This is a genomic window from Xylophilus sp. Leaf220 (assembly GCF_001421705.1).
Classification (GTDB): domain Bacteria; phylum Pseudomonadota; class Gammaproteobacteria; order Burkholderiales; family Burkholderiaceae_C; genus Xylophilus.
The window spans coordinates 960,796-979,682 of record NZ_LMKO01000001.1; the positions used below are offsets into that span (position 1 = coordinate 960,796).

Genomic DNA, 18,887 nt, shown 5'->3' on the forward strand with positions numbered 1-18,887 from the left:
CACAAGGCCGCAGCCCGCCCCTTCCGTCTCAAACCGCCAGGAGACGCTGCGGGCTGCCGACCGCGATGCGGTCCATGGGTGCACCGCCCAGCGAGAACGCCTGCACCGAGGCCACGAGTTGCTCGGCCTGCGCCCTGAGGCTTCCGGCGGCGGCGGCCGCCTCTTCCACCAGCGCAGCGTTCTGCTGCGTCACCCGGTCCATCTGGTTGATCGCTTCGCCCACCTGGGCCACGCCCAGCGCCTGCTCCTTGCTGGCGCTGCTGATCTCGTCGACCAGTTGCGCGAGCGAGCCGACCGAGCCGGCCACCGTGCCCATCGACGTTCCGGCCTGCTGGGCGAGCTTCACGCCGTTGCCGACGGCTGCCACGCTCGAGTTGATCAGCTCCTTGATCTCGGTCGCGGCGCTCGCGCTGCGCTTGGCCAGGTTGCGGACCTCGCCGGCCACCACCGCGAAGCCCTTGCCCTGGTCGCCGGCGCGGGCGGCCTCGACGGCCGCGTTCAACGCGAGCAGGTTGGTCTGGAACGCGATGCCGTCGATGACGCCCACGATGTCCACGATGCGGCGAGAGCCGTCGTTGATGGTCCCCATCGAATCCACCACGTTCTGCACCAGGCCGTTGCTTTCCTCCACCACCTTCAGCGACTGGGCGGCCATCCGGGCGGCCTGTTCGGCGTTGTCGGCATTGTTCTTGATGGTGCTGGCGATCTGGTCCATCGTGGCCGCGGTTTCCTCCAGCGCGCTGGCCTGCTCTTCGGTGCGCTGGCTCAGGTCCGCATTGCCCGCGGCGATCTCCGCGGAGCCGGTGAGGATCGAGTCGGCCGCATGGCGCACCTGGTGCACGGTGGCGGCCAGGCTCTTCTGCATGTTCGCGAGGGAGGCCAGCACGCTGGACTGGCGGGCGGTGGCCGCTCCGTCCACGTCGCGCAGATCACCCGCTGCGACGACCTGGGCGATGCGGCTCAGCGCCGCCGGCTCGGAGCCCAGGATGTTGCCCAGGGACCGCACGATGGCCCAGCCGCACACGACGGCCAGGGCGAGTGCGGCCAGCGCGGCGGCCATCAGGATGTTGCGGTGGAGCGTGTATTCGGCCTGCGAATCGCGGATCCGTTCGGCCGAGCGCTGGGCGGTGTATTCGCGGTAGGCGTTGGTGGAGGCGATCAGCTCGACCAGGAGCGGCCGGCATTCGTCGAGGATCTTCTGGGTGGCCTCGGTCGTCATCCGGCGGTTGGCCATCTCGGTGATCGACAGCGCCACCGGGCCGTAGCGGCTCTCCACCTCGGCGATCTTCGCGACCAGTTCCTTGGTCTTGGCATTCGAGTCGTCCGCTTCGTCGGCCATCTTGCGCAGCCGGGCGATGCGCTCCTGCACCTGCTGGTGGGCCTTGAGGATCTCGTCGTACTCCGCCTTGGTGTCGTCGGTGGGGCGGAGCAGCGTCAGGTTGCGCGCGGCGATGGCGCGGCGATCGACCGCGGTGCGCACCTGCTCGGCGAGCAGGGCCCGGGCGTTGATCCCCTGGACATAGCGGGCGAAGCCGTCGTTGGAGTTCTGCAGGAGGACGACGGCCAGGCCGGCGACGACTGCTATGAGGAAAACGAGAAGACCGAACGCGAAGGTCAACTGCTGTCGGACGGTAAGTGAGGATTTCATGAGTCGAAAAATATTGTGCACAACTTAATTGGGCGAGGATAAGGCCTCGGGTGCTGGGCAATGTGGAGGACGTGTGTCGATTACGCCCGGGTCGCCGAAATGGATTCGGTCCTACAGCGTGGGTAGCATGCAAACAACGGCCACAGCCGTCGGGATGCCATGCGGACGCATCGATCGGCCTGCCCACCGCGTCTGTGGAGCGGAGGCGATCGCATCGAATGCCACCCCGACATGGCCTGTCACCTGCGTCCGGTGCTGGGCGCTTCTCCGGCCGCAACTGGACCCTGGCTGCGTGCGACGCCGGTGGTCCGCGTCGTGCGCCAAGGGCCATGCGAGCCGTCGCCTCGGGTGATTCTCGGGGACGGCCCCGGCGGATCACTCCACCGTCACGCTCTTGGCCAGGTTGCGCGGCTTGTCCACGTCGGTACCCCGCGCACAGGCCGTGTGGTAGGCCAGCAACTGCAGCGGCACCACGTGCAGCAGCGGGCTCAGCGCGCCGTAGTGCTCCGGCATGCGGATCACGTGCAGGCCTTCGGCGGCTTCGATATGGGTGTCGGCGTCGGCCAGCACGTAGAGCACGCCGCCGCGGGCGCGGACTTCCTGCAGGTTGCTCTTCAGCTTTTCCAGCAGGGTGTCGTTGGGCGCGACGGTGACGACCGGCATCTCGCTGGTCACCAGGGCCAGCGGGCCGTGCTTGAGTTCGCCGGCGGCATAGGCCTCGGCGTGGATGTAGGTCACTTCCTTGAGCTTGAGCGCGCCTTCCAGCGCGATCGGATAGTGCAGGCCGCGGCCCAGGAACAAGGCGTGGTCCTTGCCGGCGAAGGCCTCGGCCCAGTCGATGATCTGCGGCTCCAGGGCCAGCACCGCCTGCAGCGCGACCGGCAGGTGGCGCATCGCCTTCAGGTGCATCGCCTCGGCCTCGGCGTCGAGGTGGCCGCGCGACTGGGCCAGCGTCAGCGTCAGCAGGAAGAGGCCGGCCAGCTGGGTGGTGAAGGCCTTGGTGGAGGCCACGCCGATCTCGGTGCCGGCGCGGGTGATGTAGGCGAGCTTGCATTCGCGCACCATCGCGCTGGTGGCCACGTTGCAGATGGTGAGCGTCTGCTCCATGCCCAGGCTGCGGGCATGCTGCAGCGCGGCCAGGGTGTCGGCCGTCTCGCCCGACTGGCTGATGGTGACGACCAGGGTGCGCGGGTTGGGCACGCTGCTGCGGTAGCGGTATTCGCTCGCGATCTCGACCTGGGTCGGGATCTTCGCGATCGATTCGAGCCAGTACTTGGCGGTGCAGCCGCTGTAGTAGCTGGTGCCGCAGGCCAGGATCAGGACGTTGTCGATCTCCTGGAACACCCGCCAGGCGCTCGCGCCGGTGGCGCCGTCGTGCGAGGGCGCGCCGTCGAACAACTCGGGCACGATGCCCTCGATGCCTTCGAGCGTGTCGGCGATGGCGCGCGGCTGCTCGAAGATCTCCTTCTGCATGTAGTGGCGGTACGGGCCGAGGTCGGCCGCGCCGCTGTGGGCCTGCACCGTGCGCACCGGGCGGGCGGCGGCATCGACCGGGCGGATGCCGCTGCCATCCTTGCTGCGCTGCACGATCCAGAAGCGCCCCATCTGCAGGTCGACCACGTCGCCCTCTTCCAGGTAGACGATCTGGTCGGTCACGCCGGCGAGCGCCATCGCGTCGCTGGCCAGGAAATGCTCGCCTGCCTGGCCCACGCCCAGGATCAGCGGCGAGCCGGCGCGGGCGCCGACCACGCGGTGCGGCTCGTCGCGGCAGAACACGGCGATCGCATAGGCGCCGCGCAACTGCACGATGGCCGCCTGCACCGCCTCGAACAAATCGCCGTCGTACAGGCTGTCGATCAGGTGGGCGATGACCTCGGTGTCGGTCTGGCTGGCGAACTCGTAGCCCTTGGCGACCAGGCCACCGCGCAGCGCGTCGTGGTTCTCGATGATGCCGTTGTGCACCAGCGCGATTCGGCCCGGGCCCTGGTCGTAGGCGCCGGGGCCGTGGCTGAAGTGCGGATGCGCGTTGTGCACCGCCGGCGCGCCGTGCGTCGCCCAGCGGGTGTGGGCGATGCCGGTGGTGCCCTGCACCGCGCCGGCCTTCACCTGCTCCATCAGCTCTGCCACGCGCGAGGTGCTGCGGGTGCGGCGCAGCGGGCCCTCGGGCGTCATCACTGCGCCGGTGTCGTACACCGCCACGCCGCAGGAGTCGTAGCCCCGGTACTCGAGCCGCTGAAGGCCCTGGACGAGGATGGGGACGATGTTGCGGGTGGAGACCGCGCCGACGATGCCGCACATGGTGGTGCCTTGTGTGAAAAGGAAAGACCCGATGCTAGAACCTGCGCCGTGAAATAACCAGCCCTGCAATCGAAGCATTCTGGTCGCTTCTTTCACTCCGCACATCCGCCACAATATTCGTTCACACAGACTCCACAAATGAACGAAATCACGCTCGACGAAACCGACTGGCGCCTGCTGGACCTGCTGCAGACCGACGCCTCCCGTAGCAACCAGGCCCTGGCAGAAGCAGCCGCGATCTCGCCGCCGACCTGCCTGCGCCGGGTGCGCCGGCTGGTCGAGTCCGGCGTGATCGCCCGGCAGGTCGCCCTGCTCGACGGCGACACCCTCGCGCCCCTGGTCGGCCACGGCCTCACCGCCCTGGTGGAGCTGACGCTCGACGCGCAGGATGCCGAACGGCTGGCCCGCTTCGAGGCCCGGGCCTGCGCCGACGACGCGGTGCAGCAGTGCTACCGCGTCTCGCCGGGGCCGGATTTCATGCTGGTGGTGCGGGTGCGGGACATGCCGGGCTACCTGGCGCTGGCGCAGCGGCTGTTCCACGCCGACCTGCATGTGCGCAGCGTGAAGGCTTTCTTCAGCATCAAGTGCGCGAAATTCGAGCCGAAAGTGCCGCTGGCCGGCGATTAGCGCCGGCCTCCAGCTATCGAAACCATAGCATCACACCGGCGCGGCGGCCGGCAGGCTGAATCGCACGGTGCAGCCGGCGTCGCGCTGGCCCTCGGCATGGGCGGTGCCGCCGTGGCGCTGCGCGATGCGGCGCACCGCCGCCAGGCCGATGCCCAGGCCGTCGAACTCCGAACTGCTGTGCAGCCGCTCGAACACGCCGAACAGCTTGCCCGCCGAAGCGGGGTTGAAGCCGGCGCCGTTGTCGCGCACGACGATCTCGATCTGCCCTGCGGGCCCCGGCTGCCAGCCCACCGCGATCGCGGGCGCGGGCCGCTTCGCGCTGAACTTGACCGCGTTGGCGAGCAGGTGCTGCAGCGCCAGCCGCACCAGCGCCGGATCGCCCTGGCAGCGCGGAATGTCGGGCGCCACCTGCCACGCCACCGGCTGCGGCGGCAGCGCCAGGGCGCGGCGCGCCTCCTGCACCAGTGCCGCCACGTCGAGCGGCTGCGGCACCAGCGGCGCGCGGCCGATGCGCGACAGCTCCAGCAGGCCGTCGACCATCCGGGCCATCTGCTGCGCCGAATGCTCCATCGTGTCGAGGAAGCTCAGCGTCTCCGGGTCGCGCCCCAGGTCCTCGACCCGCTCGCGCAGCAACTGGCCGAAGGCCTTCAGGTGGCGCAGCGGGGCCCGCAGGTCGTGGGAGGCGACGCGGAAGAAGTCCTCCAGCTCGGCGCGCGTCTCGGCCAGCTCGGCGCGGGCGGCCGACAGCTCGGCGTCGCGCGCGGCCAGGGCGGCACGCAGCGCCGGCAGGTCGTGGGGTTCCGGCGGGGCGGGCGCGGCATCCATCGGCGGTCAGCCGGCCTGCTTGGCCGGGCGCTTCCAGTTGGTGATGCTGACCTGCCGGCCCCGCGCCACCGCCAGGGTGCCGGGCGGCGTGTCCTTGGTGATGGTGGAGCCGCCGGCCACCGTGGTGCGGGCGCCCAGCGTCACCGGCGCCACCAGCACGCAGTTGCTGCCCACGTGCACGTCGTCGCCGATGGTGGTGGTGTGCTTGTGCGCGCCGTCGTAGTTGGCGGTGATGCTGCCCGCGCCGTAGTTGACCCGCTCGCCCACCACCGCGTCGCCCAGGTACGCCAGGTGGTTGGCCTTGGCACCGTCGGCCAGCGTGGAGTTCTTCACCTCGACGAAGTTGCCGATGTGCACGTCGCGCCCCAGCCGGGCGCCGGGCCGCAGCCGGGCGAAGGGGCCGACGATGGCGCCCTCGCCCACCTCGACTCCGGCCCGTTCGCCGGCGATGTGGGTGAACGGATGCACCACCGCGCCCGCGGCGATCCGCGCATCGGCAACGACGCAGTGCGCGCCGATGCGCACGCCCTCGCCCAGGTGCACCGCGCCCTCGAAGACGCAGCCGACATCGATCTCGACGTCGGCGTCGCAGGTGAGCGTGCCGCGCACGTCGATGCGGGCCGGATCGGCCAGGCGGGTGCCGGCCTCCATCAACAGGTCCGCATTGCGGCGCTGGAAGGCGCGCTCCAGCGCGGCAAGCTGCACCGGGCTGTTGACGCCGGCCACCTCGACCGCATCGGCGGTCGGCACGCCCACCACCGGCACGCCGTCGGCCACGGCCATGGCGACGATGTCGGTCAGGTAGTACTCGCCCTGGGCGTTGGTGTTGGAGAGGCGCGAGAGCCAGCCGGCCAGCCGGTCGGCCGGCACCGCCATCACGCCGGTGTAGGTCTCGCGGATCGCGCGCTGGGCCTCGGTCGCGTCCTTGTGCTCGACGATGCCGCGCACCGCATCGCCTTCGCGCACGATGCGGCCGTAGCCGGTGGGGTCGTCCAGCGCGATCGTCAGCAGCGCCAGGGCGCCGGTGGCGGCGGCGGCCTGCATCGCGCGGAGCGTGGCGGCGGCGATCAGGGGCACGTCGCCGTTGAGGACCAGCACGGTGCCCTCGGCGGCCAGCTGCGGCGCGGCCTGCTGCACCGCGTGGCCGGTGCCGAGCTGCGGCTCCTGGCGGGCGAAGCGCAGTTCGAAGGGCGAGACGTCCGGCGCGCCGACGGCGGCGTTCAGCGCCGACTCCACCAGGTCCGCGCCGTGGCCGGTCACCACCACCACCCGCCGCGCGCCGAGCGGTGCGACGGTGTCGAGCACGTGCTGCACCATCGGCCGGCCGGCAAGCCGGTGTAACACTTTCGGGAGGCGGCTTTTCATGCGGGTACCCTTGCCCGCAGCCATCACCACCACATCCAAAACCGCCATGAACGCTCCTTCTCGGCTGCCCGCCGTACCGCCCCGGCGCATGCCCGGGCCATGGTGGCGGATTATCGGCGCGACCGGCGCCGCGGTGGTGCTCGTGGCGCTGCAGGGCTGCAGCGCGATCAAGCTGGGCTACAACCAGTCGCCCGAGATCGCCTACTGGTGGCTCGACGGGTATGTCGATTTCGAGGGCGACCAGACCCGCAAGGTGCGCGAGGACCTGGCCGCGCTTCAGCAGTGGCACCGCACGGCCGAGCTGCCCCAGGTCGACACGCTGCTGGCCCAGGCGGAGAAGCTGGCGCTGCAGAACGTGGTGCCGGCGCAGACCTGCCAGATCGCCGAAGGCATCCGTACGCGCCTGATGGCCCTGGCGCAGAAGGCCGAGGCGCCGCTGACCGTCGCCGCGCTGGACCTGGAGCCGCAGCAGATCGTCAACGTGCGGCGGAAGTTCGAGCGCAACAACGCCGAGTACCGCAAGGAATGGCTGGAGGTGACGCTGCCCGAGCAGCGGGCCCTGCGCTTCAAGCAGGTGCTTGAGCGCAGCGAGACGATGTACGGCCGCCTCGACGGCGCCCAGCGCGACGCGATCCGGCTGCAGATCGAGCGATCGAGCTTCGATGCCCAGCGCAGCCATGCCGAATCCCTGCGCCGCCAGCAGGACGTGCTGCAGACGCTGGAGAAGCTGCACGCCGGCAACCCGTCGCTGGCCGAGGCCCGCGCCGCCATCCACGGCGTGATGGAGCGCGCCTTTAACACGCCCGACCCCGCCCTGCGCAAGTACCAGGAGACGCTGCTGCGCGAGGGCTGCGACAGCGCCGCAACCGTCCACAACAGCACCTCGGTCGCGCAACGGGAGAGTGCGCTGAAGCGGCTCCAGGGCTACCGGCGCGACATCAAGATCCTCATGGCACAGGAGCCATGAAAAAACCGCGGACGGTGCCGCGGTTTTAGGGTTCTAGCCGAGAAGCTGCCTTAGCGCGATTCGACGGTGGGCGCGCCTGGCGTGTTGCGCACCGTGGCGTTCTCGCCCAGGTCCGGCGTCTTGCCGGCGATGGCAGCGGCCGCCATCGAGATCAGCCGCACCATGCTGCTGGAGTTGGCATCCCAGTATTCCGCCGTCTCCACGTCGACCCGAAGCAGCGCGAGCGACGGATCTTCCTTGCCGTCGGGAAACCACGGCTTGGCCATCGGCAACCACAGCTCGTCAATCTTGGCGCGGTCGTAGACGATTTCGGAACTGCCGGTCACCGACACGTAGCTGGCGCTGCTCTGCTTGGCGAAGGCGACGTTCAGTTCGCCCGACTTGGCCTGCTTCTCGGGCGATGGGCGGGTGAAGAACCAGAGACTGCCGGCCGCGTCGATCTGCAGCGGCATCATCGGGCGGCTGGTCAGGGCGCCGTGCGCATCGTGCGTGGTGAGCATGCCGGGGCCGATGTCGTCGATCAGGTCGGCGACCTTCTGCATGCCGGGATTCTTCTGCGGTTCGATCTTCATGGGGGATGGCGCCAGGCGCTGAAATGGAGGTCGGAGGGAAGAGGACGCGTCAGGCGTCCACGTTCATGCTGGCTTCGTCGATGTACGACTTGGTCTCGCCGGGCGTGTCGGTGCCGTTCTTCAGGCGGCCGACCGGGGTGCCGCCATGGCCGCCGTGCCTGCCGTCCTTGGACGCTGCCGGCTTGTCGCTTTGGTGCGCGGGCGCCGGGCGGTGGACCGGCTGACCGTCGCCGTCCTGCGAGAAGGGTTGGAAGTCGGTCGAGCCCTGCTGCTGCTGCAGCCGCCGTACCGGCGGAACCTGCTGTTGCTGCTGTTGCTGGAGGCGGCCGCCGAAGCGGTGAGCGCCTGCGCCGCGGACTTGACGGTTGGCGCCGAAAGATGCGATGGATTGGTTCATGTGAAGCCCCTGGACAAGCTGCCGTGCGATGCATCGGCAGAGCATTTGAGCTTATGGACACGCATGCCACCGAGGTGTCGTCCGGCGACAGGCCCGTGCGTCAGCATCTGCCTACAGGGTCAAAATGCGAGCGGTGCAGGCCCGCAGCCGGCGCGGTACGCCGACTTCCAGCTACGAAATCGATAGCGGCCCCGCCGGGGCCCGCTGCGCGACCACTAGATCAACGGCACGTTGCCCAGCGGCCTGTCGTAGTAGTCGGCCATGGTCTCCAGACCGCGGGGATCGACCATGTGCAGCCGCCCGCTGCGGATCACATGCAGGCCGAGCTGCGCCAGCCGCCGCAGGGTCTTGTTGGTATGGACCAGCGACAGGCCCAGCGCGTCGGCCAGGTGCTGCTGGGTGAACGGAAAGGCGATACTGCCGTCGGCCGCCAGGCCCAGGCGCTCGGCCCGGCGGTAGAGCTGCACCAGCAGCATGGCCACCCGCTCGGTCGCGTTGCGGCGGCCGTTGGTGAGCAGGTTCTCGTCCACGATCCGCTCCTGGCTGGCACTGAGCCAGGTGAGGGCATAGCCGAGCCGCGGATCCTGCTGGTAGAACTCCCACAACCGGTCGCGTGGGAAGACGCAGAGGAGCACGTCGGTCAGCGCCTCGACGCCGTGGGTGGCGTTGTCGGTCAGTTCCTGCTGCAATCCGATGAAATCGCCCGGCAGCAGGAAGTTGAGGATCTGACGGCGCCCATCGCTGAGCGTCTTGTAGCGCATCGCCCAGCCGTCGTAGAGGGTGAACAGCTGGGTGCCCAGCCGGTTCTCCGGGATGATCTGCTGGCCGGCTGCCATCGGCCGGGTGCCGACGCGGAACGATTCCAGGAAAAGCAGCTGCTCCTGCGTCGCGGGCGAGAAGGCGCCGGTGGTGCGGAGGCCGCAGGCGGTACAGGTCGGCGGGCATGCCGTCGGGGCGGCGAAGTCGGGTGTCGTCACGGTGGCACGCATCTTACGAGCGGCCCGCTGTGTCTTTTGACATGGCGCACCGGCTGCGCACTGCCTACACTGCGCGGACTACTGTGTTTTATGACAGATATTCACCACATCCTCTACACCAGCACCCTGTCGCCCGACACGCCCGTCACCGCCGTGGCGGCCATCCTCGGCAGCGCCCGGCGGTACAACCTGAAGGCCGGCATCACCGGCATCCTGGTCTTCGACGGCATCAACTTCTGCCAGTACCTCGAGGGCGATGCCGAGGCGATTGCGCACTGCACCGAGCGCATCCGCCGGGATACACGCCACGGCGGGTTCCAGATGCTGCACCAGGGCGAAATGCCGGCACGCCGGTTCGAGCGTTTCAGCCTGGGCTACGCCACCACCGATACCGAGGCGGTGATCGCCCACCTGAGCAGCCTGCGCGGTCCGGCCGCGTGGGACTATTTCGAGCAGTTGCTGCCCACGCTCGATCTCGACTGAGAAGTCACGAGAGAGCTCCGGCGACGGACGGGCGGTTCGGCCGTCAGCACTGCCGGGCCGCAGGCCCCGGCCGCCAGCGCACCAGGCCGGCGGCCAGCGCCACGAGTGCGCCGCCGAACCGCCAGCCCGCGCGACGCACCCGGCGCCACTGGCGGGCGACCTGGGCGGCCTGCAGGGCGACATCACCGGCGGCACCCCGGGAGGGCGACCAGTCGAACGCCACCGGTTCCCCGGACGACCGCGGCTCCAGCACGATCCTTCCGCCGCGCGGCAACGGAAAGCCGTCGCCTGGCGCCAGGAACCAGTCGCCGCCCCGCGGCCCCGGCCCACCGCACGGATGACCGCCGCCGTCGCGGGTGATCCAGGCGCCGCCGGAACGGATCCGCAGCACGCCCGCGCACGCCGTGCGGATCGCTACCGCGCGACCGGCGTCCACGGTCTGGCATTGTTGCTTCCTGAGCATGGTTGGGCGGTGCATGGCGGGCTTTCGTTGGCTGTCTGGATGGGTTCGATGGTCGGAGCAGCACGCCGCAGCGTCCAATGAAATCGTGCGTTCCGATTGATACGATTCGGGCATCAATACCAGGATCGCGCCATGTCCCAGAACGCCCCGCAGGCCCCGCTTCGCACCCGCCCCGTCGGCATGGGCCACCTGCGCGCGTTCGAGGCGGTGGCGCGGCACCTCAATTTCCGCGCGGCGGCCGAGGAGTTGTCGCTCACCCAGTCGGCGGTGAGCCGCCAGATCCAGGGGCTGGAGGACGACGTGGGCGTGCCGCTGTTCCTGCGCCACACCCGGGCGGTGGAGCTGACCGGCGCCGGCGCCCAGTTGCTGCGGGCGCTGCAGCCCGGCATGTACGGCATCGACGGCGCGGTGCGGCAGATCCGGCAGACGGCCGGGAGGCGCAGCGTGGCGATCAGCACCTGGGCGTCGTTCGCGTCGATGTGGCTGATCCCACGGCTGGAGGCCTTCCAGCGGGCCCACCCCGACATCGACATCCGCATCGACGCGACCGACGTGCCGGTCGACATGGACACCACCGACGTCGACGTGGCCCTGCGCTACACCCTGCCCTCGCGGGTGCTGGCCAGCGCCGAGCGGCTGTTCGGCGAGCAGTTGTCGGTCGTGGCGAGCCCCTGGCTGCTGCAGAGCGGCGAACCGCTGAAGAAGCCCGCCGACGTGAACCGCTTCACCCTGATCGAGGCGGGCGACCTGTACCGCTCCCACCATAACGAGTGGCTGAGTTGGCACCGCTGGAGCCATGCCCACGGCGTGCAGCGGCTCGAGCCGCGGCGCTGGCTGTACTTCAACTACGCCCACCAGATCGCCCAGGCGGCCCTGGCCGGCCAGGGCGTGGCGCTGGCCCGCATGCCGATGGTGGCCGACAGCCTGGCCAACGGCGACCTGGTGGAGATCCTGCCGGGCCACCGGCTCGGGTCGCCGCTGGCCTACTGGCTGCTGGTGGGCCCGCGCAGCCGGCAGCGGTCGGAAGTGCAGGCCCTGGTCGAGTGGATCCGCAGCGAGGCGGCCGTCACCCGCGGCACGATCGGCGACGGCCAGGACACCGACCTGGACGCCCACGCCGATTGACGCACCTGCTGCCGGCAGGCGGTCAGCCCAGCACCACCTTCGCGAACTTGCGCTTGCCCACCTGCACCACGTAGGTTCCGGCGGCCAGCTTCAGGCCCTTGTCGCTGACCACGCTGCCGTCGACCCGCACGCCGCCGCCGTCGACCAGACGGTGGGCCTCGCTGCCGGAGGCGGCCAGGTTCGCCTGCTTGAGCAACGCGCCGATGCCGAGCGGCGCGCCGGCCAGCAGCACCTCGGGAATGTCGTCGGGCACGCCGCCCTTGCTGCGGTTGGCGAAATCGGCCTCGGCCGCGTCGGCATCGGCCGCGCTGTGGAAGCGTGCGGTGATCTCCTTGGCCAGCATCACCTTCGCCTCCTTCGGGTTGCGCCCGCCGGCCACTTCGGCCTTCAGCGCGGCGATCTCCTCCAGCGACTTGAACGACAGCAGGGTGAACCAGTCCCACATCAGCGTGTCCGAGATCGACAGCACCTTGGCGAACATGGTGTTGGCCGGCTCGGCGATGCCGATGTAGTTGTTCTTCGACTTCGACATCTTGTCGACGCCGTCGAGCCCCACCAGCAGCGGCATCGTCAGCACGCACTGCGGCTCCTGGCCGTACTCCTGCTGCAGGTGGCGGCCCATCAGCAGGTTGAACTTCTGGTCGGTGCCGCCGAGCTCCAGGTCGGACCGGAGGGCGACCGAGTCGTAGCCCTGCATCAGCGGGTACAGGAACTCGTGCACGCTGATCGACTGGCCGCCGGTGAAGCGCTTGTGGAAATCGTCGCGCTCCATCATCCGGGCCACGGTGTACTTGGCGGCCAGCTGGATCATGCCGGTGGCGCCCAGCGGCTCGCTCCATTCGCTGTTGTAGCGGATCTCGGTGCGGGCCGGGTCCAGCACCATGCTGGCCTGGCGGTAGTAGGTCTCGGCGTTGGCCTTGATCTGCTCGGGCGTGAGCGGCGGCCGGGTGCTGTTGCGGCCCGACGGATCGCCGATCAGGCTGGTGAAATCGCCGATCAGGAAGATCACCTGGTGGCCCAGGTCCTGCAGCTGGCGCATCTTGTTGAGCACCACCGTGTGGCCGATGTGGATGTCGGGCGCCGTCGGGTCCAGGCCCAATTTGATCCGCAGCGGCACGCCGGTGGCCTCCGATCGCGCAAGTTTGTGCTGCCATTCGTGTCGGGGAAGCAACTCGTCGGCGCCTCGCAACGATATGTCGAGCGCTCGTCCTACACGATCGGTCACGGGATACGTTGTAACGGCAGATTGATTCATAAGGGTTTTGTAGAAGGCCAGGGTCCGGTGCGCCGCTATACTCGCCAGCAGCCCGCCACCCGATTTTAGGTGGCCTGCTTTTTGCACCCGGTCCCACCGAGGCGTGCAAAGAACACCTCCCAAGAACAAGGCCCGATGCCTGCGTCCCCGGATGCCGCACTGCCTGCCTTGCGCGAATTTCTTCTGGGGAATAAACCTTTGAATCCTGGTTTCATGGCCATCGGGGAAGCCTTCGTCTTCCGTGTCGCCCATAGCATCCGACAGCATCCGAAACGTGTCACCGCCCTGATCGGCACCCTGCTGCTCTGCGGCGGCGGCGGCGCCTTCGCCGTGGCAAACCTGGCACCCGATCCGTCGGATCTGCCCGTCAGACAGGTCCTGCATTCCGTGGAGCCGCTGGCCGTCAACACCGCGCTCACCGATTCCGGCGTGCATGCGATGCGCCTCTACCGGACCGAGACCACCCGCTCCACCGACACCGCCGACAGCCTGCTGCAGCGCCTGGGCGTGGACGACCGGGCTGCCGCGGTCTTCCTGCGGGCCGACGACAAGGCGCGCCAGGCCCTGCTGGGCCGTGTCGGCCGGGTGGTGACGGCCGAGGCGTCGGACGACCATGCCCTGCTGCGGCTGACGGTGCGCTGGAGCGCCAACGACGCCGAGCAGTTCCAGCGCCTGGTGATCGAGAAGCAGGCCGACGGCTTCGCCAGCCGCATCGAGAGCGCGCCGACCACCGTGTCGAGCCGGCTCGCCAGCGGCGTCATCCAGAGCTCGCTGCTCGCCTCCACCGACACGGCGGGCATCCCGGAATCGGTCGCCTACCAGGTCGCCGAGATCTTCTCCAGCAGCATCGACTTCCGCCGCAGCCTGCGCAAGGGCGACCGGTTCACGGTCGTCTACGAAACCATCGAGGCCGACGGCGAGATGCTGCGCGCCGGCCGGGTGCTGAGCGCCGAATTCGTCAACGACGGCAAGTCGTTCGAGGCGATGTGGTTCCAGCCGCCCCGCGAGAAGGGCGCCTACTACACGCTCGACGGCCAGGGCCTGAACCGCGCGTTCCTGAGCGCTCCGCTGGAATTCACCCGCGTCTCCAGCGGCTTCAGCAACCGCTTCCACCCGATCCTGCAGGAATGGCGCGCCCACCTGGGCACCGATTTCGCCGCGCCGACCGGCACAACGGTACGCACCGTGGGCGACGGCACGGTCGAGTTCGCCGGCGTGCAGAACGGCTACGGCAACGTGGTGTTCGTGCGCCACCGCAACGAGCACGTCACCGTCTACGCCCACCTGAGCAAGATCAACGTGGCCCGCGGCCAGTCGGTCACGCAGGGCCAGACGGTCGGCCTGGTCGGCCAGACCGGCTGGGCGACCGGCCCGCACCTGCATTTCGAATTCCGCGTCAACGGCGTGCAGCAGGACCCGATGGCGATGGCCCGCCAGAGCGAGTCGACCCAGCTGACCGCCGCGGCCCGCCCGGCGTTCGACCGGATCGCCGCCTCGATGCGCATCCAGCTGCAGACCGCCAACCAGACCAGTTTGGCCAGCGCCGACTGAAGGCGCGGGAGCGCCTGCAGGGCGAAAAGTGGCTGTGGCCGGCGTGGAAAGACGGCCTCCAGCTATTACTTCCATAGCACATCGGGCTTTCGGCCCATCCGCCGCCTTCGGGCGGCGTTTTCTTTGGCGGGCCGGTGGACGCGGGGCCGCACGCGGCCAGGTGCGCGGCGGGCGGGCGGCGCGCTATGCTGGGCCGTCCACCTCCACAGCCCCGACGGCCTACCCGCACAGTCCATGACCACCGACTCTCTCTACATTGGCCTGATGTCCGGCACCTCGATGGACGGGGTCGACGGCGTGCTGGTGCGCCTGCCCACCGACGACGCGCGGCCGGCCCAGGTGCTGCACCACACCGCGGTGGACATGCCCGCGCCGCTGCGCCGGGAGCTGATGGCGCTCAACACCTCCGGTCCCGACGAACTGCACCGTGCCGCGCTGGCCGCCAATGCGCTGACGGGCCTCTATGCCGATGTGGTGCTGCGGCTGCTCGGCGCGGGCGGACTGGCCGCGTCCGACGTGCGGGCGATCGGCGCCCACGGCCAGACGGTGCGCCACCAGCCGCAGGCCTTCGACGGCACCGGCTATACCCTGCAGCTGCAGAACCCGGCGCTGCTGGCCGAGCGCACCGGCATCGACGTGGTGGCCGACTTCCGCAGCCGCGACGTGGCGGCCGGCGGCCAGGGCGCGCCGCTGGTGCCGGCCTTCCACCGGCGCTGGTTCGGCCGTCCGGATGCGGCGGTGGCCGTGCTCAACCTGGGCGGTATCGCCAACATCAGCCTGCTGGCCGCCGGCGACCGGGGCGGTGCCACCACCGGCTTCGACTGCGGGCCCGGCAACGCGATGCTCGACCACTGGTGCCAGCGCCACCAGGGCCTGCCCTTCGACGCCGACGGCGCCTGGGGCATGACCGGCCGCGTGCTGCCCGCGCTGCTGGCCGACCTGCTGGCCACCCCCTTCTTCGACCTGCCGCCGCCCCGCAGCACCGGCCGCGACCTGTTCAACCCGGCCTGGCTGGAGGAGCACCTGATACGCCACCCGGAAGCGGACCCGGTCGACGTGCAGGCGACCCTGGCCGAATTGACCGTCCAGGCGTGCGCGGCCTCGGCCAACCGCTATGGAAAAGAGAGCGCCGACCTGATCGTATGCGGCGGCGGCGCCTTCAACGGCGCCCTGATGGCCGGGCTGGCGCGGGCGCTGCCCGGGATGCGGGTCGTGTCGTCGGCACCGTTCGGCCTGCCGCCCCTGCAGGTGGAAGCCACCGCCTTCGCCTGGCTGGCCCAGCGGTGGATGGAGCGCCGGCCCGGCAACCTGCCGGCCGTCACCGGGGCCGCCGGGCCCCGCGTGCTGGGCGCCCTGTACACCGCCTGACGCGCTTCTCGCACCCTCTCAGTGGTCGACCGCGTCGGTCTCCACCGGCCGGGCCTTCACCCGGGCCCCCTGGGCGTCGGGCGCCAGTTGCCAGAACACGATCGATGCGGCCATCGTCATCAGCCCCATGGTGAGGAAGGTGGCACGAAAGGCCGGCAGCGCATGCGCTGTGCCTTCGGCGTGGCCGAAATAGCCGCTGAAGCCGGCCAGCACCGCACCCGCCGCGGCCACCCCCAGGCCCATGGCCAGCATCTGCACCATCGACAGCAGGCTGTTGCCGCTGCTGGCCATGCCGCCGTCCAGGTCCTTCAGCGTGACGGTGTTCATCGCGGTGAACTGCATCGAGTTCACCGCGCCGAAGCAGGCCAGCTGGACGACCCGCAGCCACACCGGCTGGTCGGGCGAGGCCAGGGCGAAGCTGGCCATCGCCAGGCCGACCAGCAGGGTGTTGACGATCAGCACCTGCCGGTAGCCGTAGCGCACCACCAGGCGGGTCACGGCCGGCTTGGCCGCCATGCCGGCCAGCGCCACCGGCAGCAGCATCATCCCGGCCTGCGCCGGCGTGTAGCCCATCGCCACCTGCAGCAGCAGCGGGATCAGGAAGGGCATGCAGCTGCTGCCGATGCGGGCGAACAGGTTGCCCAGCAGCCCCACCCGCAGCGATGCGACGGCGAACAGCGCGGGCGCGAACAGCGGATCGGGCCGCCGCAGGGCGTGCAGCCAGTACGACGCGAGGCTCACCAGGCCCAGCATCAGCAGCAGCACCACCGTCGCCTGGCGCAGCCCCAGCTCCGACAGGCCGTCGAGCGACAGCGACAGGGCCGCCATGCCGAAGGCCAGCAGTCCGTAGCCGGCGACATCGAAGCGCGACAGCGCCTGCGCCCGGCCGTCGGGCATGTAGCGCAGCGTGGCGATGCAGCCCACCAGCGCCACCGGCAGGTTGATCAGGAAAATCCAGTGCCACGAGGCGTACTGCACCAGCCAGCCGCCCAGGGTCGGCCCGATCAGCGGGCCGATCAACCCCGGCACCGCCACGAAGCCCATCGCCCGCAGGAACTGGTCGCGCGGGAAGGCCCGCAGCACCGACAGCCGGCCCACCGGCAGCAGCAGGGCCCCGCCCAGGCCCTGCAGCACCCGCGACGCGACCAGCTGGGTCAGGTTCTGCGACAGCGCGCACAGCAGCGAGCCGAGCGCGAACAGCACGATCGCGCAGAAGAACACCCGCCGGGTGCCGAACCGGTCGGCCATCCAGCCCGAGGCCGGGATCAGCAGCGCCATCGCCAGCGAGTAGACGATGATCACCGACTGCATCCGCAGCGGGCTCTCGCCCAGGCTGGCCGCCATCGAGGGCAGCGCGGTATTGACGATGGTGGCGTCCAGCGTCTGCATGAAGAACCCGATGGCCACCAGCCAGAGCAGGGGCGAACGGGAATCGGCGACGGCCGGGGCGGGGGCGACGGGGCTCATGGATTCGGACAGGACAGCGGCGCGGCAAAGAAAAAGCCGCCCGGAGGCGGCTGGTGGCGGCGTGGACCCGGCTCGGGATGCACGCGGCGCGGGCGGATCAGACCGAGAAGCTGGAGCCGCAACCGCAGGTGGTCGTGGCGTTCGGGTTCTTGATCACGAACTGCGCGCCCTGGAGGTCTTCCTTGTAGTCGATCTCGGCACCGAGCAGGTACTGGTAACTCATCGCGTCGATCAGCAGCGACACGCCGTTCTTGCTCATCGTGGTGTCGTCTTCGTTGGTGATCTCGTCGAAGGTGAAGCCGTACTGGAAACCCGAGCATCCGCCGCCCTGGACGAAGACCCGCAGCTTCAGGTCGGGATTGCCCTCTTCCGCGATCAGGTCGGCCACCTTGGCGGCTGCGCTGTCGGTGAACAGGATCGGCGACGGCATTTCGGTCGGGAGGGATTCGGCAACTGCGCTCATGGTGGACTCCGGTGGGATGTGCGGTACGCAAGCCAGAGATGCTATCGCAACGCGGCATTTCAAGCTGGAAGGGAAAGATTGCCGGCACAGGCGGCAGGGCGATGCGCCCATGAAAAAAACCGCCCGAAGGCGGCTTCTTCCAGACCGGGCACCGCGACAGGTCGCCGTGCCCAGGCAAAGCGGATCAACGCTTCGAGAACTGCTTGCGGCGGCGTGCGGAGTGCAGACCGACCTTCTTGCGTTCCACTTCGCGCGCATCGCGGGTCACGAAGCCGGCCTGGCTCAGTGCGGGCTTGAGCGTCGCGTCGTAGTCGATCAGGGCACGGGTGATGCCGTGGCGGGCCGCGCCGGCCTGGCCGGATTCGCCGCCGCCGTGCACGTTGATCATCACGTCGAAGGTTTCGACGTGGTTGGTCAGGACGAGCGGCTGCTTGGCGATCATGATCGAGGTCTCGCGGCCGAAGTACTCCTGTACGTCCTTGCCGTTGACCGTGATCTTGCCGGTGCCTTTTTTCAGAAACACGCGGGCGACGCTGGACTTGCGACGGCCGGTGCCGTTGTTCCATTCACCAATCATTTCGTCGCTCCAGGGAGTTCGAGGACTTTCGGCTGCTGGGCGGTATGCGGGTGCTCTGCGCCACCGTAGACCTTGAGCTTCTTGATCATGGCGTAGCCGAGCGGGCCCTTGGGCAGCATGCCCTTGACAGCCTTTTCGAGTGCGCGGCCGGGGTGCTTGGCCTGCATGTCGCGGAAGTTGGTGGCGGTGATGCCGCCGGGATAGCCGGAGTGGCGGTAGTACACCTTGTCGATCGACTTGGCGCCGGTCACCTTGAGGCGGGCGGCGTTGACGATGACGATGAAATCGCCGGTATCGACGTGAGGCGTATAAATGGCTTTGTGCTTGCCGCGCAGACGGAGGGCAACTTCGCTGGCTACCCGGCCGAGGACCTTGTCGGTCGCGTCAATCACAAACCACTCGTGCACCACGTCAGCGGGTTTTGCGCTGAATGTAGACATTGCTGTTAGCTTTCGAGTG

The 18,887-nt window shown here is 69.5% G+C and carries 19 protein-coding genes; 6 read left to right on the forward strand and 13 right to left on the reverse strand.

Features of this window, described 5'->3' with window-relative positions:
* Positions 1 to 28 precede the first annotated feature (28 nt).
* Both ASE76_RS04390 and glmS read right to left on the reverse strand, forming a co-directional pair.
* The gene (locus ASE76_RS04390; protein WP_055835121.1) at positions 29 to 1,648 is read right to left on the reverse strand and encodes a methyl-accepting chemotaxis protein; all 1,620 of its coding nucleotides are present in this window, start codon (positions 1,646 to 1,648) and stop codon (positions 29 to 31) included.
* 375 nt (positions 1,649 to 2,023) lie between these two features.
* Positions 2,024 to 3,946, reverse strand: a complete 1,923-nt coding sequence (glmS, locus tag ASE76_RS04395) for a glutamine--fructose-6-phosphate transaminase (isomerizing) (RefSeq protein ID WP_055835122.1) — start codon at positions 3,944 to 3,946, stop codon at positions 2,024 to 2,026.
* 138 nt (positions 3,947 to 4,084) lie between these two features.
* Between glmS and ASE76_RS04400 the strand changes: the two genes are divergently transcribed.
* A complete protein-coding gene (locus ASE76_RS04400; RefSeq protein ID WP_055835124.1) occupies positions 4,085 to 4,573 on the forward strand; it encodes an Lrp/AsnC family transcriptional regulator in 489 nt (162 codons plus the stop codon).
* A 30-nt stretch (positions 4,574 to 4,603) separates the two neighbouring features.
* Here the strand turns inward: ASE76_RS04400 and ASE76_RS04405 are convergent, their stop codons facing one another.
* Both ASE76_RS04405 and glmU read right to left on the reverse strand, forming a co-directional pair.
* Positions 4,604 to 5,398 (reverse strand): ATP-binding protein, encoded by a 795-nt coding sequence (locus ASE76_RS04405; RefSeq protein ID WP_055835126.1) that lies wholly within the window; start codon positions 5,396 to 5,398, stop codon positions 4,604 to 4,606.
* Between the two features lie 6 nt (positions 5,399 to 5,404).
* The gene (gene glmU / locus ASE76_RS04410; RefSeq protein ID WP_055835129.1) at positions 5,405 to 6,811 is read right to left on the reverse strand and encodes a bifunctional UDP-N-acetylglucosamine diphosphorylase/glucosamine-1-phosphate N-acetyltransferase GlmU; all 1,407 of its coding nucleotides are present in this window, start codon (positions 6,809 to 6,811) and stop codon (positions 5,405 to 5,407) included.
* Here glmU and ASE76_RS04415 point away from each other — a divergent pair.
* A complete protein-coding gene (locus ASE76_RS04415) occupies positions 6,810 to 7,730 on the forward strand; it encodes a DUF6279 family lipoprotein (RefSeq protein ID WP_156362509.1) in 921 nt (306 codons plus the stop codon). The genes glmU and ASE76_RS04415 overlap by 2 nt on opposite strands.
* A 50-nt stretch (positions 7,731 to 7,780) precedes the next feature.
* Here ASE76_RS04415 and ASE76_RS04420 read toward each other — a convergent pair whose 3' ends face one another.
* From ASE76_RS04420 to ASE76_RS04430, 3 genes are all read right to left on the reverse strand, one after another.
* Entirely contained in the window at positions 7,781 to 8,302 is a 522-nt protein-coding gene (locus ASE76_RS04420) for a pyridoxamine 5'-phosphate oxidase family protein (RefSeq protein WP_055835133.1), read from the reverse strand.
* Between the two features lie 49 nt (positions 8,303 to 8,351).
* Positions 8,352 to 8,699, reverse strand: a complete 348-nt coding sequence (locus tag ASE76_RS04425; protein ID WP_055835136.1) for a hypothetical protein — start codon at positions 8,697 to 8,699, stop codon at positions 8,352 to 8,354.
* Positions 8,700 to 8,914: 215 nt separating this feature from the next.
* On the reverse strand, positions 8,915 to 9,676 hold the full coding sequence (locus ASE76_RS04430) for a Crp/Fnr family transcriptional regulator (protein WP_236698321.1): 762 nt from the start codon (positions 9,674 to 9,676) through the stop codon (positions 8,915 to 8,917).
* Positions 9,677 to 9,766: 90 nt separating this feature from the next.
* On the opposite strand from ASE76_RS04430, the gene ASE76_RS04435 reads away from it, so the two are divergent.
* A complete protein-coding gene (locus ASE76_RS04435; RefSeq protein WP_055835143.1) occupies positions 9,767 to 10,159 on the forward strand; it encodes a BLUF domain-containing protein in 393 nt (130 codons plus the stop codon).
* Positions 10,160 to 10,202: 43 nt separating this feature from the next.
* On the opposite strand, the gene ASE76_RS19875 is transcribed toward ASE76_RS04435, so the two are convergent.
* Positions 10,203 to 10,637, reverse strand: coding sequence for a DUF2917 domain-containing protein (locus ASE76_RS19875; protein WP_168389210.1), 435 nt, complete (start codon positions 10,635 to 10,637; stop codon positions 10,203 to 10,205).
* Between the two features lie 117 nt (positions 10,638 to 10,754).
* On the opposite strand from ASE76_RS19875, the gene ASE76_RS04445 reads away from it, so the two are divergent.
* Complete coding sequence (locus ASE76_RS04445; protein WP_055835147.1) at positions 10,755 to 11,747, forward strand: LysR substrate-binding domain-containing protein; 993 nt, start codon at positions 10,755 to 10,757, stop codon at positions 11,745 to 11,747.
* A gap of 22 nt (positions 11,748 to 11,769) precedes the next feature.
* On the opposite strand, the gene tyrS is transcribed toward ASE76_RS04445, so the two are convergent.
* Positions 11,770 to 13,002 (reverse strand): tyrosine--tRNA ligase, encoded by a 1,233-nt coding sequence (gene tyrS / locus ASE76_RS04450; protein WP_055835149.1) that lies wholly within the window; start codon positions 13,000 to 13,002, stop codon positions 11,770 to 11,772.
* 213 nt (positions 13,003 to 13,215) lie between these two features.
* Here tyrS and ASE76_RS04455 point away from each other — a divergent pair, with 213 nt between their 5' ends.
* Positions 13,216 to 14,553, forward strand: coding sequence for a M23 family metallopeptidase (locus ASE76_RS04455; protein ID WP_055835151.1), 1,338 nt, complete (start codon positions 13,216 to 13,218; stop codon positions 14,551 to 14,553).
* A 234-nt stretch (positions 14,554 to 14,787) separates the two neighbouring features.
* Positions 14,788 to 15,921 carry an anhydro-N-acetylmuramic acid kinase gene (locus ASE76_RS04460; protein WP_055835154.1) on the forward strand — a complete coding sequence of 378 codons (1,134 nt, stop codon included), beginning with the start codon at positions 14,788 to 14,790 and terminating at the stop codon, positions 15,919 to 15,921.
* 18 nt (positions 15,922 to 15,939) lie between these two features.
* Here ASE76_RS04460 and mdtD read toward each other — a convergent pair whose 3' ends face one another.
* The 4 genes from mdtD to rplM all read right to left on the reverse strand — a co-directional run bounded on the left by mdtD (position 15,940) and on the right by rplM (position 18,868).
* Complete coding sequence (mdtD, locus tag ASE76_RS04465; protein WP_055835157.1) at positions 15,940 to 17,388, reverse strand: multidrug transporter subunit MdtD; 1,449 nt, start codon at positions 17,386 to 17,388, stop codon at positions 15,940 to 15,942.
* A gap of 97 nt (positions 17,389 to 17,485) precedes the next feature.
* On the reverse strand, positions 17,486 to 17,851 hold the full coding sequence (gene erpA, locus ASE76_RS04470) for an iron-sulfur cluster insertion protein ErpA (protein ID WP_055835160.1): 366 nt from the start codon (positions 17,849 to 17,851) through the stop codon (positions 17,486 to 17,488).
* 184 nt (positions 17,852 to 18,035) lie between these two features.
* Positions 18,036 to 18,428, reverse strand: a complete 393-nt coding sequence (gene rpsI / locus ASE76_RS04475) for a 30S ribosomal protein S9 (protein ID WP_055835163.1) — start codon at positions 18,426 to 18,428, stop codon at positions 18,036 to 18,038.
* Positions 18,425 to 18,868: a 50S ribosomal protein L13 gene (gene rplM / locus ASE76_RS04480; RefSeq protein WP_055835166.1), complete on the reverse strand. Its 444-nt coding sequence runs from the start codon at positions 18,866 to 18,868 to the stop codon at positions 18,425 to 18,427. Before rplM ends, rpsI begins: the two co-directional genes overlap by 4 nt.
* Between the last annotated feature and the right edge of the window lie 19 nt (positions 18,869 to 18,887).